The sequence below is a fragment of the Actinoplanes sp. NPDC051537 genome, assembly GCF_055586105.1.
The window spans coordinates 347,747-363,591 of the sequence record NZ_JBVJIU010000006.1; the positions used below are offsets into that span (position 1 = coordinate 347,747).

The window sequence follows — 15,845 nt, forward strand, 5'->3', positions numbered from 1 at the left end:
ATCTTGAAGGAAGCGGGGCCCGGCCATATCGGCCGGGCCCTTGCTGTTTTGTGTTCGCGCGACCACACGCCGTACTTCAAACAAAATTAAGGGAATTGATTCCGCCGATTGTTCAACCGTCGTGACCCCGCCCTCGTACTACTGCCCGGAAACGCCAGTTGTACTGAGTCACTGGAGGGCACGTGGTACCGCAGAAGCGAAAGTTGACGGTTGTCGGCGCCGGCATCGCAGCCGCGTTCGCGCTTGCTGCCTGCGCCCCGTCCGGATACAACGCCGCCGACTACGGAAATGCCGCCGAGCCGGCGTCGAACGACGTCGCCGCCTCGCCCGGCGCGACCGCCGACCCGGCGGCCACGAGCGACCCGGTCGCCCAGGCCGACCCCGACGCCACCGCCCCTCCCGGATCGGATGAGAGCACCGAGCTCACCGACGCCCAGGTCACCAACAAGCTGACCGGCACCGCCGTCAAGCGCATGGGCCAGGTCGTGGAGAACGAGGACGGCTTCGTCCTCTACCGCTTCGACGGCGACGACAACGACCCGGCCAAGACCAACTGCAGCGGCGACTGCGCCAAGATCTGGAAGCCCGCGCTGACCAACGACGGCAAGCCGACCCTCAAGGGTGTCTCGGCGAGCGTCGTGGGCACGGTCACCCGGGCCGACGGCACCAAGCAGCTGACCATCAAGGGCTGGCCGCTCTACGCCTACATCGGCGACAAGGAGCCCGGGCAGTGGAAGGGCCAGAACGTCTCCGGCAAGTGGTTCGTGATCAAGCCGGACGGCGCGAAGAACCTCACCTGCCTGCCGTCCATCTCGAAGCCGGTCGCGCCGCCCGCCGACGAGTCCGCGGGCGCCGACGACTCCGGTGATTCCGATACCGGCAGTTCCGGTGGCGATTACAGCTACTGACTTAAGCGCCCTTTAAGAAACTGCTGATCCCGGAGGTTGAAAGAATGGTTGCCGCCCGCTCCTCTCGCCGGTTGTCGCGCTGGCTTGTGGGCATTTCGGCAATGGTCCTGACCGTGCTGCTGGCGCCGGTCTCGCCGGCCCGCGCCGACTCAGGGATTCCCGTTCCGGCCACGACGTTCAACGCCAAGGGCGCCGGCGCGGTCAGCCCCGCCGACCGCGACTTCGTGGTCAAGGTCCGGCTCGCCGGCCTGTGGGAGATCCCGGCCAGCAACATGGCCCAGGAGAAGTCGGACGACCCGCGGATCGTCAACGTCGGCAAGTCGATCTCGGCGCAGCACGTGGTGCTGGACAAGCTGGACCGCGAGGTCGCCAAGAAGCTGAGCATCGAGCTGCCGAACCAGCCGAACAGCGACCAGCAGTACTGGCTCAGCGAGATGAAGAACGCCAACTCGACGACGTTCGACCAGATCTACATCGACCGGCTCCGCGCCGCGCACGGCAAGATCTTCCCGGCCATCGCGACCATCCGGGCGAGCACCCGGAACGACTCGGTCCGTCAGCTGGCGCAGCAGGCCAACCAGTTCGTCATGACGCACATGACGCTGCTGGAGTCGAGCGGGATCGTCGATTACGGCGCGCTCCCGACGGCGGCGGCCCCCACCACTCCCGGCGCGGGCCCGGTGCCCGTCGACGGGCAGATGCTCGCTGCCGCACACAGCAGCACCGGCGGCATCCCGGGTGTCAACACCACGGTGATCCTCCTAGTCCTCGCCGCCGCACTCGTGGCCGGCGTCATTACGACCATGCGCATCTTCCGGGCGAGGTAGTCCCCGTAACCCCGTCCAGGTCGACGAGACAGAGAAAGGTGTCCCCCCATGCGAAGGTCCAAGTACCGGCGCGCATCATCCAGGAGTTCGGGTTGGTTCAGCGGCCGACGCCGGATCATCGCGGTCGCCGCCACCTTGGTGGCGTTCGGCGGCATCGTGACCGTTACCCAGGTCTCGAACGCGGCGACCAACCGGACCCAGAAGAAGGCCCTGACGGCATGTGACCGAGTCGCGACGCCGCCGCCGGCCAAACTGTCCACGAAGACCCGGAAGGGCACCTGGACCCAGGACAACGGCACCGTCACGCAGCACGCGGACGACGGCGCCGGCGACGTGGTGACGATCGCCGAGCTGCGGGCCCGTTGCCGCCGCTGGGTGATGAACAACGTCGGCAACAACAATGGTGGCGGGGAAGCCACCACTGCGCCGACCCAGGCTGCCACGTCGACCGCCGCCGACCCGAACGCCGGGGACCCCTCGGCCGACCCGACCGCCGCCGACCCGTCGGCCGACCCGAGCGCCTCGGGCGACACCGGCAACAACGGTGGCGGCGACAACAACGGTGGCAACACCGGCGGCGACAACAACGGCGGGAACAACGGCGGGAACAACGGCGGTCAGCAGACCACCGCGCCCGCGCCGGACCCCTCGGCCTCGGACGCCGGCACCACGCCGCCGCCCGGCGCCGGCCTCGGCATCCTGACCAACAACTGCGACACCAGCAAGCTGCAGCTGCACGATGGCTTCCAGGTCGGCGACCGCTGCGTCACCACCGAGTTCGGTGAGGTCTCCACCGCCGCCAACAACTCCTCGCTGCTGATCACGCAGGCGCCGCGCTCGGTCACCGTGAACACCCCGTTCACCCTGACCGTCAGCACCCGCAACCTGATCCGTGACCGCTTCCTCGCGGCCGGCAAGGGCGGCTACTACGTGGAGAGCTCGGTTCTCCAGGACGGCATCGTCCGCGGCCACTTCCACACCGCGTGCCGCATGCTGCCGAACACCAACGAGGCGCCCGACCCGTCGCCGGTTCCCGCGTTCTTCGTGGCCACCGAGGACAGCAAGGGCGGCAAGGCTCCCGACTCGGTGCAGATCCAGGTGGCGGGCATGCCCACCACGGGCATCGCGCAGTGCGCCTCGTGGGCCGGTGACGGCTCGCACCGCATTCCGATGATGGAGCGGGCCAACGAGACGCCGGCGTTCGACGTCGTGCGGATCCCGGTCCGGGCCGCCCGCGGAGGCGGCGGCAACTGATCGAGGAGCGTTGCCGCTAAAGCCGGAGCCGAACCTGGCCGGGCGTGGTCGCCGACACGACCCCGTCCGATTCAGGACCCCCCGTCGGCAACGGTGGTCGCCCTTCCCCCTGACGGACGACGCCAGCGGCCTGCTCCACCGGCGACCCGGATCACTCGGGTGTCCGGTCGCCCCACCGATGGCCCTGACCGGGAGCGCGGTCAGGGCCATCGGCCTGTGTCCGGCCGGGCCGGCCTGTGGCACAGTTGCCCGGTGACCCGCCGCCTGACCCCGCCCGAGCGATTCGCCTTCGGCGCGTCGCTCTCGGTGCTTCAGGCGCCCAAGCACGACCCGTGCGTGCGCGTCACCGCGGACGAGCTGTGGATGGCCGCCCGCACTCCGGATGGGCCGGGCACCTTCCATCTGGCCCGGTCGTCGGGCGAGCTGCTGGCCGAGGCGTACGGGCCGGGAAGAGACTGGCTTCTCGATCGGGCCGATGCGATCGCCGGCCTGCGCGACGACGTGAGCGGCTTTCCGGCCCTCGCCCGGCAGAATCCGCTCGTCCACCGGCTGGCGCACACCTTCGCCGGGCACCGGATGCCGGCCACCGGGCTGATCTTCCATCGCGTGCTGCGGGCCATCCTCGAGCAGAAGGTCACCGGCGTGGAGGCCTTCCGCGCGTACCGCAAGATCTGCCGGAAGTTCGGCGAGCCGGCGCCGGGTCCCGCCGATCTCCTGCTCCCACCCGATCCGGCCGCGATCGCGGCCACCCCCTACTGGGTCTTTCACCCGTTCGGGGTGGAGCAGCGCCGCACCCAGGCCCTGCTGCGGGCCGCGAGCGAGGCCGCCCGCATCGAGCGCTGCGCCGACGCGGCCGAGGCCGCCCGCCGGCTGACCGCGCTGCCCGGCATCGGGCCCTGGACGGCGGCCGAGGTGACCCGCGTGGCGTTCGGCGACGCGGACGCGGTGAGCGTCGGCGACTACCACGTGCCCAACACGGTGGCCTGGGCCCTGGCCGGCGAGGCCCGCGGCACCGACGAACGCATGCTCGAGCTGCTCGAGCCGTTCCGGGGGCACCGCGGCCGGGTCTGCGACCTGTTCGCCCACGGCGGCATCGGGGCGCCCCGGTTCGGCCCGCGCATGTCGATTCGATCCTTCGCGAAGTTCTGACGGGCGTATCGGTGCCACTCTGTGTACGTTGATCCCTTCGTGATCGCTTTGGCCCGGGAGAGCTGACGATGGGTGGCACAGGCGGAGAGATCGTCCTGGTCCTGGTGCTGGTGCTGGTCAACGCCGCCTTCTCGGGCAGCGAGATGGCGCTGGTGTCGCTGCGGGAGAGCCAGGTGCAGCGGCTCGAGCGGCAGACGCGCAGCGGCAAGGTGCTGGGCCGGCTCACCCGCGACCCCAACCGGTTCCTCGCGACGATCCAGATCGGCATCACGCTGGCCGGCTTCCTGGCGTCGGCGGCCGCGGCCGTCTCGCTGTCGAAGCCGCTGCTCGGGCCCCTGAGCTTCCTCGGTGACGCGGCCCAGCCGGTGGCCATCGTGATCGTCACGATCGCGCTGACCTTCGTGACCCTGGTGATCGGCGAGCTCGCGCCCAAGCGGATCGCCATGCAGCGCACCGAGGGCTGGGCGCTCGTGGTCGCCCGGCCGCTCGACGTGCTCTCGATGATCTCCCGCCCGGTCGTGTGGCTGCTCGGCGTGTCGACGAACCTCGTCGTACGGCTGGCCGGCGGCGACCCGACCGCCCAGCGCGAGGAGGTCACCACCGAGGAGATCCGCGACATGGTCGCCGCCCAGCAGGACTTCTCGGCCGAGCAGCGCACGATCATCAGCGGCGCGTTCGAGATCGCCGACCGGATCCTGCGCGAGATCCTGGTGCCCCGTCGCGACGTGCTCACGCTGGCCACCGGCGCGCCCGCCCACGAGGCGCTCCGCGCGCTGATCGCCGGCGGGCATTCCCGGGCTCCCGTGGTCGGCCCGGCCGGCCTCGACGACGTGATCGGGGTCGTCCACCTGCGCGACCTGATCGACGCCGAGGGCCCGGTGGACGGGCTGTGCCGGTCCGGGCTGTTCCTGCCCGAGACGCTGCGGGTGTCCGACGCGCTGCGGCAGATGCGCGGCGAGCACGTCCAGCTCGCGCTGGTGGTCGACGAGCGCGGGGCGATCGACGGCATCATCACGATGGAGGACCTGGTCGAGGAGATCGTCGGCGAGATCTACGACGAGACCGACCGGGACGTGGCGGCGGTGGTACGCGAGGCCGACGGCGCGCTGCTGATGCCCGGCTCGTTCCCGATCCACGACCTGCCCGACATCGGCCTGCACGACGAGTCGAACGCGCACGACGACGGCGACTACACGACGATCGCCGGCATGGTGCTGGCCGCGCTCGGGCACATCCCGACCGAGCCCGGCGAGGTGGTGACCCTGCCCGGGTTCACGGCCGAGGTGGTCGAGGTGACCGGGCGGGCCATTACCCGGGTCCGGTTACGTCCGCTTTCCGCGGCCGCCGAGAAGGACGGATAGCGGGCGTACGGGTCACAATTGCTGTGCGAGGAGGTGACCTCCATGCAGACTGGCGGCGTGGCTTTCACCCTGACGATCGACTGCGGCGGCGGCGGCATCAAGGGCTCGGTGCTCGACGAGGCCGGCACGATGCGCGCTCAGCCGCTGCGCGTGCCGACGCCGTACCCGCTGCCACCCGATCTTTTCGTCAAGACGCTCGTGCAGCTCGGCGAGCGCCTGCCGACCGCCGACCGGGTCACCGTGGGCATGCCCGGGATGCTGCGCCACGGCGTCGTGGTGGCCACCCCGCACTACGTCACGCGGTCGGGGCCGCGTACCAAAATTGATCCGGAATTGATCGACGCCTGGCACGGGTTCGACGCCCGCACGGCGCTGGCCGAGGCGTTCGGGCTCCCGACGCTCGTGCTCAACGATGCCGAGGTGCACGGCGCCGGCGTGGTGGCGGGCACCGGCTGCGAGCTGATGCTGACCCTCGGGACCGGCCTGGGCTGCGCGCTGTTCGACGGCGGCGTGCTGGCCCCGCACCTGGAGATGTCGCAGGCGCCGGTGCGGTGGGGGATGTCCTACGACACGTACATCGGCGAGCACGAGCGCCGGCGGCTCGGGGACGCGCTCTGGTCGCGCCGGGTGCGCAACGTGGTCGAGGGCCTGCGCCCGGTCTTCCTCTGGGACCGCCTCTACCTCGGCGGCGGCAACTCGCGCCTGATCACCCCGACCCAGCTGGCCCGGATGGGCGATGACGTGGTGGTCGTGCCGAACACGGCCGGCATCGTGGGCGGGGTCCGCGCCTGGCAGTTGGGCACCGCCCGCTGAGATGCGCCCCGCGGCACTACTCCTCGACTTCGGCGGCGTCATCGCGGACGCGCCGCCGCAGCGCTCGGCACCACCCGCCCTGGTCCTGCGGATCTACAACCTCGCGCGGGGCGCGCTGACGCCGGGGGAGATCCAGCGGTCGCTCACCTCGGGGGCCGAAGCGTGGGCGCGCTGGCGGGACGAGGACTGGCCGGACGAGCTGTCGCAGGCTTCGGTGTGGGAGCGGTTCGTGCTGCCGGGGTGGCCGCCGGCCGCCTCGGTCCCGGTGCGGGGCGCGGTCAAGCGGCTCAGCTACGAGTGGGCCTGGCGGGACAATTGGAAGATTCGGCCCGGGATTCGGGAGGCGCTTCTGGCCGCGTCCGATTTGTCGGTTCCGTTGGCGGTCGTCAGCAACACCCTCAGCGGCGCCGCTCACCGGGACTTTTTGGACAAATCGGAAATAAGTGGATCTTTTGCGGCGCAGGTCTACAGCGATGAGGCCGGGGTGCGGAAGCCCAACCCGCAGATGATCTGGAATGCCACCGACGAGCTCGGGGTGCCGCCGGAGGGCTGCTGGTTCGTCGGGGACACGCCGCGCCGCGACATCCTCTGCGCCCGGCGGGCCGACGTCGCCCGGGCCATCCTCATGCGGTCGCCGCGTACCGACTCCGAGCCGTCCGGGCCCCCGCCCGACGAGACCGTCGACGACGGCTTCGGGCTGCGGGATCTGTTAATTCGAGAGCAGTGCTCTTGACTGTGTGCGGTGTTCGGGTGTTCACTGGTTCCAAGAGAGAGCACTGCTCTCCATTTGAGCCAGGGAGCCCGTCATGCGATACCTCGCCCCGAACCGCACCGCCCACCTCTTCAACGCCCTGACCAAGTGGCTCACCGCCCGCGGCATCAGCCTCATGGGCAGCCGGGTTCTGGCCGTCCGCGGTCGCAAGAGCGGCGCCGTCCGCACGACGGTGGTCAACCTTTTCACGTACGAGGGCTCGCGCTACCTCCTCGCGCCCCGGGGCCACACCCAGTGGGTCCGCAACCTCCGCGCCGTCGGCGAGGGCGAACTCCGCCTCGGCCGCCGGGTCGAGCGCTTCACCCCGGTCGAGATCGCCGACGCCGACAAGTCCCCGCTGATCCGCCTCTACCTGCGCAAGTGGGCCTGGGAGACGGGCGCCTTCTTCGACGGACTCAAGGCCGACTCGCCGGAGGCCGACATCGAGGCGGCGGCCCCCGGCTTCCCGGTGTTCCGCATCGTTCCCGCCTAGCGGCGCGGAGCTTCCCGCTCGACCGGACGGTAGGGCCGGCTGTTCCACGCTCCCGCGGCCCATTCCCAGTTGGCGTCCTCCCCGACTCCAGCCACCGGGCGCTCCTCGAGGTTGTCCCCCCGCGTCGCCACCCGGTCGGCCCGCAGCCGGCGCGCCTTCACCGCCACGTCGAGGGCGGTCCAGAAGCGCAGCTTGCGCGAGCTGTCGCAGGCCGCGAGGAGGCCGGCCAGTTCCCGCCGCTCGTGCGCCGGAACAAGCGTGATGACGATCAGAAGCGGAACCGCCGCCGCGACGATCTCGGCGAGCACGATGACGAGCACGACGGCGGCAACGACGAACGGCAGAACCGGGTTGTTCATGGGGTACCTCCAGAGCGGACCATCCCGAAATAGGTGTGCGGGTCGCGCCGCCCGATACACGGGCGGTGCCTTTGGTTGCGGGGAAGCCCGCTCAGCGCGCGGTCAGAGCCGCGGCCGCGAGCAGGGCGACGGCCAGCGCGATCGCGACGAAGACGAGAGCCGCCGCGCCGACCGCCTGGACGAGCGCCTCGATGGGCGCGAAGGCGCGCTTCATGAAGCGCAGCGCGATCAGGAGCAGAAGCACGGCAAGGACCAGATAGACGGTCCGGGTGCCGGCGTGGCCGAGGGCCTGGATGAACATCGTGCACCTCCAAGTCGGGCGCCTAAGGGTGGGCGGTGCCCCATGCGGAGAGCCGAGAGCCGCGAGCGTCGTAGGTCGCGCCTCCTGACATTCATCGTGAGCGCTGTCGGCGTGAATCTCAATGACTATTCACCAGCCGTGAATAGTGCTTGACTCGCTACGCACTGTTGATCTGCGGCGTATCGTTATCCAACGGTGATGCCACCTCGGCATCCAGTACTGGCCCCTGGCTCGTTGTCCGAGTTGGATATTCACGGCTCGATGAATGTCCGGAGCCTCGCTCTACTGCATATTCCTGACTGGAGCACTTGTGATCGATCCGGAAACGCCGGTCGCACTGACGCGGCTGGCAACGGTTTGCGGCGGGGGAACGTGCCCGACGCTCTATGAGACCAACCGAGGCACGTACGTCGTGCAGGGTTACGTCGTCGGTTCGGATGTCGGCGTCGACGTGCCCGAGGGGGAGTCTCTCGTCGAGATCCCCGCCGAGCTTCTGGCGGAGGCCGTTCGTACGCTGCGGTGACTTGAGTTCGTGCCGCTTCGAGAAAGGGGATGGGATGACCGAGGATTCGACGGGCACCCCATCCCCTGACGAGTCTCTGGGTTCGATTCTGGCGCGCCTGCGGCACCGGGCGGGCCTGACCGGAACCGGGCTGGCGCGGCGGGTCGAGATGAGCCAGGCCAAGATCTCCCGGTTGGAGAACGGCGTCGGCGTCCCGGCGGTCAAGGACGTCCGGCGCATCGCGGCCGAGCTGGAAGCCTCGGCCGCCGAGGTGGAGCGGCTCGTGGAGCTGGCCGAGCGCGCGGGCGACCAGATGATGGATCTTCGTTCGTTCCGCGGTCCGGCGGTGGTGGGCGTGCAGCGTGGAATCGAGCAGCTCGAGGCTTCCACGCGGGTCTACCGGGTGTTTCAACCGGCGGTGATCGTCGGATTGGCTCAGACCGTCGAGTACATGAGCGCCATCTTCGCCTCCAGCGCCACGGAGAACAGCCAGAATGTGGCGGAGGCGGTCTCGATCCGGGTCAGTCGGCAGGAAGTGCTGTCCGATCAGGAGCGTGAGTTCCGGTTCGTGATGACCGAGTCGGTCCTGAGTAACCGGGTCTGCAAGCCCCCATACATGCCGGCCCAGATTCAGCGGCTGCGTGACCTGGCCGGGTTGCCGAACGTGTCGTTGCGCCTCATCCCCGCCGACGCGGATCTGGATGTCCCGCCCTACCACGGCTTCGAGCTGCTGGACGACCGCGTCGTCACCGTGGATACCTTCAATACCGTGGTGCGAACGCACGGGCGGGCCGACGTCGAGTTCTACCAGGGTGTGTTCGATCGGCTGGAGCGAAACGCTACCGAGAACATCGACCCGATCCTCGACAGATACCTCGAGCGGTACCTTGAGCTTGCCTGGCCCAGGCAGCGTCAGCAGGCCTGATGCCCTTGTCGCGCTGTCCGGACATCCTTAACGTTGGTTCATGACGAAGGATGACGACCGCGACCAGGAGGTCACCCTCCGACCCATTGCGACCGTGTGCGGCCACGGGTCCTGCCCGACGATCTACCGCACCGACCGGGGCACCCTCGTGATCCAGGGGTATCCGGTCTCCGCCGAGGCTGTGGGCGTCGTTCTGCCCGACGGTGAGGTGCTCGTGGAGATCCCTGAGGAACTGCTAGGCGGGGCTGCCTGAGGGGGATCTGCCCGGCCGCAGGGCGGCGGTCAGGGCGATTGCCGCCACGGCGCACGCCAGGCCGGTCCAGTGAGCGACGCCGGCGAACGACTCGTAGACCGGTGCCGGGTCCGAAGGAGCGCCCGGGCCGGTGGTGAAGACCGCTATCACCTGGCGATAGACGAATTGCGTGGGCAGGGCCAGCACGTCAAAGGCGCCCAGGGCCAGCAGCGCGGGGGCGATCCGGTGGGCGCGGGGCAGGGCGCGCAGGCGATAGCCCGTCCATCCGGTCAGCAGCCAGCCTGCGACCAGGCCGAGCAGGAGGCCCGTGCCGGTCAGCCAACCTGTGCGGGGCGGCTCGGCGACCGTCAGCGCCAGCATGGTGGTCATTTCACCGTGGAACGTCGTTGACGACAATCGCTGGCGAATGCCGTCCCGCACGGCCACGATCGTCGTCCGGGTGGCGGGGGCCGCCTGCTGAGCGGTGCCGTAACCGACGGTCGTGGTCGTGGTCGATGCAAGATCTACGCGCCAGCCCGCCTCGCGCATCCGGGCGACGGCCAGCTCCGGCGTCCAGCCGGGGAAGGCCTGCGCCACGGTGACCTCGGGGCCAACTCCGGAAGCCCGCCCGCCCACGGCCGACGCGGCGGCCGCCCGGGCCGCGGGACCGTCGGGTGGTGGGGGTGCGGTCGCCCAGCCGAGCGCCGAGCCCGTCGCCGCGCCCAGGGCGCCCACGGTCAGAGCGGCCAGCACGGCCACGACGACATAGGCGCGGCCGAGCGGCAGCCGGAAACGCTGTCGTAAGCCGTTCAGGAGCAACGCCAGGGCCTCGCCGAGGTGCGGGCGGGGACCACCCGACTCCGCCAGCGTCGTGAGGATCTCTTCGCGGTGTGCTCGGCGGTACGGGCGCGGGTAGGCGAACAGCAGCAACCGGTACAGGGTCACGTCAGAAGACAGTAAGCCGGCCGCTATATATCGTCAACCGGTATACAGGCCCAGCTCGGCCAGTGACTTGCCCAGGTCGCCGGTGGTGGGGTGGCGGTACAGGAAGGCGTCCCACGTGTGCAGGTCGTGCGTCCAGGCCGAGACGAAAGCCTCGCACAGGTGTGGCGTGATGAAGGCGCTCGCGCCCTGGGCTGCCTTGAGGGCCGACCGGATGGCGGCGGACCGGGCCGGGTCGGCCACCCGCGTGCCGACCTCGGCCAGCACGTGGTCGAGCAGCGCGCGCCGGCGGAAGACGAAGTCGCCCCAGAAGGCGCGGTCGCACGTGGCCGGGTCCTGGCGGTTGTCGAGCATCCAGAACAGACCCTCGGCGAGGGTGTCGCCCAGCTCCTCGTTGGCCGCTCGGCGCGGGGAGGCGAACGGGTCGTACGAGCGCTGGATCATCGTTCCGGAGCGGGCGGCGCGGAACGGGACGCCGTCGCCGAGCAGGAAGAACCAGTCCTCGTTGTAGATGTTCGGGAAGAACGAGCGGGTCGCCAGCGGGTTCACGATCATCGCGCCGCCGCCGATGAAGCTGTCCTGCTCGGCGCCGATGGCCCGGTAGGCGTGGCAGACGACCGAGTTGTCGGGGTAGCCGTCGTTGCGGAGGCCGACCGCGCGATAGCGGCCCGAGTCCAGGGTGGCCGCGGCGCCCTCGAGCTCCTCACCCCGTACGCCGAAAATGTCGTCATCGAGAAAGAGCACGCGATCCCACCCGGTCAGCCGGGCGATCAGCAGGCCGAGATTGCGTTTGAGGCTCAGGTCGCCGGTCGGGCCGAACCCGGCGTCGCGCAGCACCGCGTCGGCGCGGAAGGCGGGCAGGCGCGGGTGCACGTCGTGGAGGTCGACCGCGTGCGCCTCGGCGCCGAACAGGACGGCCAGCGCCGACACCTGCCGGGCCTGCGCCTGACCGCTGCACAGCGCCACCAGCGGACGGCCCAGGTCGCGGGCGAGCGCCAGCGAGTCGCGCAGGGCGTCGGCCGCGCGGAAGGTCGGCACGATGATCGCGTCCAGCCGCCCCGACGACGCGGGCGGCACCTCGTCGAGCAGGTGGTTGTGCGAGGCGTGGTGTAGCTCCGACATGGACAGAACCGTCATGTGGTCTTCTCCGACCAGGTGTGCAGCACGGCGTCGGGCGCGGTCCAGTCGGGGGTCACCACGACTCGTTGGTCGATGATCGGGACCCGGAACAGGATGCTGTACGAGTCGTGATCACCGAAGGCGCGCGAAATGTATTCCGCGTTGCCGTCGCGAAGCTGCTTGTCGGTGAGCGCGCGCACCGCGCCCAACACTCCGCGACTGAACATGCCATTGCACAGCGTAACGGTCCGCTGCTGATTGAACGGGTTGGGTCCGCGGAAGAAGTAGCCGACGTCCTCGAGCAGCATGTCCTCGCCGGCGACCTGGTCGATCACCGGCGGGAACGAGGTGGTCTCGTCCCCGGCCACCTGGAAATAGCCGCGGCGCAGCGGGTCGTCCCGGGAGACCTGCTCGACGGGCGCGTCGATGCGCTTCATGACGAGCCGCTGGGCGGGATTCCAGTCCACGCCTCCGAGAACGACCAGATGCCCGGTCGAGTCGTCCCGGCGCATGTTCTTGACACTTCGGTACTCCACCCGGACGTCCGGGTTGACCGCCCGGATGTGGCCGTGGAGCTCGAACAACGCGTCCAGATCGGTGAGCCGGGAGAGCTCGGAGTAGTCGAGGTCGGACTGGTGCGCGTGCGGCATGTGCGCGAGCACCGGCGGCGGGAGCTCGGGGCACACGATGACGATCGGCCGGTCGTCGTCGTAGTCGGGGAAGCGCCAGGGGCCGTGGCCGACCAGCGTCTCGACAACGGGAACACCGTTCGTAATCGACTGGCGCAGCCCGAGCAATTCGTCACGCAGAGTGTTACGGGTGGCGATCTCCGTCTGGTTCAACTCGCCCTCGGCCGGCACCCGGTAGGGATGGCCGGCCACCGACCGGGTCGAGCTGAAGAACGTCGCGTACTTGACGAGTTGCTCGGCGGGCGGGGTGACCGGGTCGGCGCGCCGCTCCCACGAGGAGATCAGCGCCTCGCTGCGACCGAGGGCCTCGGCCAGCTCGGCCTGCGTGATCTTCACGCGGAGCGCCGTCTGGCGAAGGGATCGGAGCCGCCGGGCCAGCGCGACGGCGGCACCTTCAGTCGGCTGCACCACGCCTCCCTTGAACTTCAGTTACGGGCGGAGAAGGTATATCGCAGGTGACCGGCAAAGTCGAGTATCACGATTGCCTAACGGGCCTACTGAAGTCTAGCCTTATCTCAAGCCACCCGGCTGAGGAACTGAATTTCCAACTGAAGTTCACTCCCGGAGGTGCACATGCCGCACCGGAAGATCAGAGCTCCGACCGCGAAGACAGCAGCGCAGCCGTCGTAGAGCCAGAGCGAGAGCCGGCGCCAGAGCCGTGTGAAAACGGCGAAGCACCCCCGGTCGGCCAACCGGAGGTGCCCCTGAAATGCGAGCAGTCCCTCTCGGCATGAAAGGCGCTACCCAAATGCACACTCTAGCCCTTTTTCTCAGCAACTCGACCGGCGCCGCGGCCACCGAAGCCGCCCCCGGCGCCGGCAAGGTATTCGCGATTCTCGGCGCCTCCGGGGTGCTGGTCTTCGCGTTCGCCTCGATGCGCCGGGCGGTCGCGCCCTTCGCCGAGGTCCTCAAGGCCGCCCTCTTCGCCGTCTCCACCTTCCTGCTGATCGGACTGGCCGTGGTGCTCCTGCTGGTCTCCTTGATCAAATAGGAGACCCGCAGTGAGACAAAGCACGCGGCTGTCTCTACGGATCGACAGTCGCGTGCGGCGCGGGGAGGATCGAGGTCGCGGCGGTTGGCGGGGAGGACGGGCGGGTCTTGACCAAAGTGCGCATTGAGACGGCGACCAAGAAGGAGGTGCTCGAATGCGTCACCGAGGAGGCCGACCGGCGGTTCTTCCTGGATCGCCTTCGCCGGCGCTCCTTCCGGCGCGGCCGGGTCTACCTCGCCTTCGACGGTTCCGCGCTCGTCGGCTACGTCTACCTGCGACTCGAGGAGGCCGAGGAGGCCGATCTGCGCGACCGTCTCCCGCGTACCCCCCTGCTTCAACGCCTCCGCGTCTTCCGGGGCTATCGCCGGCAGGGCATCGGCCGGGAGCTGGTGGCGGCGGCGGAAGAGGGCGCCCGGCAGAAGCGTCGCCGGGGCATCGCTCTCGGAGTTGACGAGCACGAGGCCGATCCGATCGGCTTCTACCTGCGTATCGGGTATCAAGAATGGCCGCACGGCCTGGTCGAGACGTTCAAGGAAGAGCGGCGAGACGATGGGACCTGGACACGCAAGACCGAGTACTGCCGGATATTCGTCAAGGACCTTCCGCGCGCGTAAGTTACCCCGGTGACCTGGATCGTGACCGGCGGCGCCGGTTACATAGGCGGGCATGTCGTGCATCGGCTCCACGCCGCCGGGCACCACGTGGTCGTGTTCGACGACCTGTCCACCGGGCGTCCCGAGCGGCTCCCCGCGGGGGTCGAGCTGGTGCGGGGCTCGGTCACCGACCCGGAGAGCCTGGCCCGTCTGTTCGCCGGCCGCGAGGCGACCGGCGTCGTCCATCTCGCGGCGCTCAAATCGGTGGCGGAGTCGGTCGCGGACCCCGGCCGCTACCTGAGGTGCAACGTGGGCGGGGTGCACAACCTGCTGGCCGCGATGGGCGCTTCGGGCGTACGCCGGATGCTGTTCTCCTCCTCGGCATCGGTCTACGGGGAGCCGGCCGGCGAGACGGTCGACGAGGATTCGCCCGCCGAGCCCACCAATCCGTACGGCGAGACGAAGCTCCGCGGGGAGCGGGCCATCCGCGACGCCGGCATCCGCTCGGTGGTGCTGCGCCAGTTCAACGTCATCGGGGCGGGCCGGCACCCGTACGCGGCCGACACCGGCGCCACCAACCTGCTGCCGGCCGCCTTCCGGGCGCTGACCGGCGGGCCTCCCGTGGCCGTGCTCGGCGACGACTACCCGACCCCCGACGGCACCGCGGTCCGCGACTATCTGCACGTGGAGGACGCGGCCGAGGTCTATCTGCGCGGCGTCGAGCACCTGCTGGCCGGCGGCGACGAGCCCCAGCTCGTGGTGAACATCGGGGCCGGCGCCGGCCGCTCGGTCGCCCGGATCCTGCGGGACGTCGCCGCCGCCTCCGGCCGCCCGGTGCCGCACGTCATCGCCGGCCGCCGCCCCGGCGACGCCCCCTGGGTGGTCGCCGACGCGGCCCGCGCGCTGATGCGGCTGAACTGGAAGGCCGGGCGCGACGTGGCCGGCGCGATCACCTCGGCCTGGCGCGCGTGGGAGTCAGCGGCCGCCGGTGAGCTGCCAGACCGTGGTGCGCCGGACCGGCACGCTCTCCAATGACTCGATCACCGGCACGTCGTACGCCCGCTGCTTGATCATGCCCTCGACCGGCAGATAGGCCCGGCCCGGATCGCCGACCAGCACGAGGCACCCGCGGCCGGCGGCCCGGCGCAAGAAGGGCAGCACGCGCGCGGCCATCGCCCGGCTGTAGAAGACGTCGCCGGCCAGGATCACCTGCTCCTCGGGGTCGGTGTCGAGCACGTCCGCCTCGACCGTCGCCACCCGCACCCCGTTGGCCTCGGCGTTCACTTCCGCCGCGGCCAGCGAGTACGGGTCGATGTCGTTGGCGACCACCGGATCGGCCCCGGCCAGCGCCGCCGCCACCGCCACCAGCCCGGAGCCGGTGGCCAGATCGAGCACGCCGCGCCCGCCGACCAGATCGGGCTGGTCGAGCACGTGCCGGGCCAGCGCCTGCCCGCCGGCCCAGGCGAACGCCCAGAACGGCGGCGGCTGCTCGGCGCCCGACTCCTCGGTCTTCGCCCAGAGCTCGATCGGCTCCGCGGCCTGGAACAGCTTGACCTCGGGCACGAACGGGACCGGCGCGAGCGTGGTGTGGGTGCGAATGAACTCCAGGAGCACCCGCCGATTCTCTCAACCTCCG

General features: G+C 70.1%; 20 protein-coding genes. 14 read left to right on the plus strand and 6 right to left on the minus strand.

Translation table 11 applies throughout. The annotated features are described in order from the left end of the window. Nucleotides 1-203 precede the first annotated feature (203 nt). The 8 genes from ACZ6TB_RS16800 (at nt 204) to ACZ6TB_RS16835 (ending at nt 7,556) form a co-directional block, all read left to right on the plus strand. The gene (locus ACZ6TB_RS16800; protein ID WP_465555214.1) at nt 204-908 is read left to right on the plus strand and encodes a COG4315 family predicted lipoprotein; all 705 of its coding nucleotides are present in this window, start codon (nt 204-206) and stop codon (nt 906-908) included. A 101-nt stretch (nt 909-1,009) separates the two neighbouring features. After that, nucleotides 1,010-1,735 carry a DUF4142 domain-containing protein gene (locus ACZ6TB_RS16805; protein ID WP_465555216.1) on the plus strand — a complete coding sequence of 242 codons (726 nt, stop codon included), beginning with the start codon at nt 1,010-1,012 and terminating at the stop codon, nt 1,733-1,735. Between the two features lie 48 nt (nt 1,736-1,783). Beyond that, complete coding sequence (locus ACZ6TB_RS16810) at nt 1,784-2,989, plus strand: Pecanex-like protein 1 (protein ID WP_465555218.1); 1,206 nt, start codon at nt 1,784-1,786, stop codon at nt 2,987-2,989. A 252-nt stretch (nt 2,990-3,241) separates the two neighbouring features. Then, on the plus strand, nt 3,242-4,138 hold the full coding sequence (locus ACZ6TB_RS16815; protein ID WP_465555220.1) for a DNA-3-methyladenine glycosylase family protein: 897 nt from the start codon (nt 3,242-3,244) through the stop codon (nt 4,136-4,138). 68 nt (nt 4,139-4,206) lie between these two features. Continuing rightward, nucleotides 4,207-5,499 carry a hemolysin family protein gene (locus tag ACZ6TB_RS16820; RefSeq protein ID WP_465555222.1) on the plus strand — a complete coding sequence of 431 codons (1,293 nt, stop codon included), beginning with the start codon at nt 4,207-4,209 and terminating at the stop codon, nt 5,497-5,499. A gap of 57 nt (nt 5,500-5,556) precedes the next feature. Further along, the gene (locus ACZ6TB_RS16825) at nt 5,557-6,312 is read left to right on the plus strand and encodes an ROK family protein (RefSeq protein ID WP_465555224.1); all 756 of its coding nucleotides are present in this window, start codon (nt 5,557-5,559) and stop codon (nt 6,310-6,312) included. Nucleotide 6,313: 1 nt separating this feature from the next. Further along, nucleotides 6,314-7,045: an HAD family hydrolase gene (locus ACZ6TB_RS16830; RefSeq protein ID WP_465555226.1), complete on the plus strand. Its 732-nt coding sequence runs from the start codon at nt 6,314-6,316 to the stop codon at nt 7,043-7,045. Nucleotides 7,046-7,118: 73 nt separating this feature from the next. Then, nucleotides 7,119-7,556, plus strand: a complete 438-nt coding sequence (locus ACZ6TB_RS16835; protein WP_465555228.1) for a nitroreductase family deazaflavin-dependent oxidoreductase — start codon at nt 7,119-7,121, stop codon at nt 7,554-7,556. Here ACZ6TB_RS16835 and ACZ6TB_RS16840 read toward each other — a convergent pair. Then, nucleotides 7,553-7,915, minus strand: coding sequence for a hypothetical protein (locus ACZ6TB_RS16840; RefSeq protein ID WP_465555230.1), 363 nt, complete (start codon nt 7,913-7,915; stop codon nt 7,553-7,555). The two genes, ACZ6TB_RS16835 and ACZ6TB_RS16840, sit on opposite strands and share 4 nt — an antisense overlap. Nucleotides 7,916-8,006: 91 nt before the next feature. After that, nucleotides 8,007-8,216, minus strand: a complete 210-nt coding sequence (locus ACZ6TB_RS16845) for a hypothetical protein (RefSeq protein ID WP_465555232.1) — start codon at nt 8,214-8,216, stop codon at nt 8,007-8,009. A gap of 310 nt (nt 8,217-8,526) precedes the next feature. Here ACZ6TB_RS16845 and ACZ6TB_RS16850 point away from each other — a divergent pair, with 310 nt between their 5' ends. From ACZ6TB_RS16850 to ACZ6TB_RS16860, 3 genes are read left to right on the plus strand one after another with little or no spacing between them, the layout of a single operon-like run. Next, nucleotides 8,527-8,739, plus strand: coding sequence for a hypothetical protein (locus ACZ6TB_RS16850; RefSeq protein ID WP_465555234.1), 213 nt, complete (start codon nt 8,527-8,529; stop codon nt 8,737-8,739). 34 nt (nt 8,740-8,773) lie between these two features. Then, a complete protein-coding gene (locus ACZ6TB_RS16855) occupies nt 8,774-9,643 on the plus strand; it encodes a helix-turn-helix domain-containing protein (protein WP_465555236.1) in 870 nt (289 codons plus the stop codon). A gap of 40 nt (nt 9,644-9,683) precedes the next feature. Beyond that, on the plus strand, nt 9,684-9,896 hold the full coding sequence (locus tag ACZ6TB_RS16860; protein ID WP_465555238.1) for a hypothetical protein: 213 nt from the start codon (nt 9,684-9,686) through the stop codon (nt 9,894-9,896). Here the strand turns inward: ACZ6TB_RS16860 and ACZ6TB_RS16865 are convergent. Genes ACZ6TB_RS16865 through ACZ6TB_RS16875 form a run of 3 tightly spaced genes read right to left on the minus strand, consistent with a single transcriptional unit; the run spans nt 9,879 to nt 13,033 of the window. Next, nucleotides 9,879-10,820, minus strand: a complete 942-nt coding sequence (locus ACZ6TB_RS16865; RefSeq protein ID WP_465555240.1) for a hypothetical protein — start codon at nt 10,818-10,820, stop codon at nt 9,879-9,881. The two genes, ACZ6TB_RS16860 and ACZ6TB_RS16865, sit on opposite strands and share 18 nt — an antisense overlap. A 33-nt stretch (nt 10,821-10,853) precedes the next feature. Next, entirely contained in the window at nt 10,854-11,954 is a 1,101-nt protein-coding gene (locus tag ACZ6TB_RS16870) for a hypothetical protein (RefSeq protein WP_465555242.1), read from the minus strand. After that, entirely contained in the window at nt 11,951-13,033 is a 1,083-nt protein-coding gene (locus ACZ6TB_RS16875) for a helix-turn-helix domain-containing protein (protein ID WP_465555244.1), read from the minus strand. The genes ACZ6TB_RS16870 and ACZ6TB_RS16875 overlap by 4 nt, the downstream gene beginning before the upstream one ends. A gap of 340 nt (nt 13,034-13,373) precedes the next feature. On the opposite strand from ACZ6TB_RS16875, the gene ACZ6TB_RS16880 reads away from it, so the two are divergent. From ACZ6TB_RS16880 to galE, 3 genes are all read left to right on the plus strand, one after another. Further along, nucleotides 13,374-13,616 carry a hypothetical protein gene (locus tag ACZ6TB_RS16880; protein WP_465555246.1) on the plus strand — a complete coding sequence of 81 codons (243 nt, stop codon included), beginning with the start codon at nt 13,374-13,376 and terminating at the stop codon, nt 13,614-13,616. Nucleotides 13,617-13,732: 116 nt separating this feature from the next. After that, a complete protein-coding gene (locus ACZ6TB_RS16885) occupies nt 13,733-14,230 on the plus strand; it encodes a GNAT family N-acetyltransferase (protein ID WP_465555571.1) in 498 nt (165 codons plus the stop codon). A 9-nt stretch (nt 14,231-14,239) separates the two neighbouring features. Continuing rightward, nucleotides 14,240-15,244, plus strand: coding sequence for a UDP-glucose 4-epimerase GalE (gene galE / locus ACZ6TB_RS16890; protein ID WP_465555248.1), 1,005 nt, complete (start codon nt 14,240-14,242; stop codon nt 15,242-15,244). On the opposite strand, the gene ACZ6TB_RS16895 is transcribed toward galE, so the two are convergent. Further along, nucleotides 15,185-15,823, minus strand: coding sequence for a class I SAM-dependent methyltransferase (locus ACZ6TB_RS16895; RefSeq protein WP_465555250.1), 639 nt, complete (start codon nt 15,821-15,823; stop codon nt 15,185-15,187). The genes galE and ACZ6TB_RS16895 overlap by 60 nt on opposite strands. Nucleotides 15,824-15,845 lie beyond the last annotated feature (22 nt).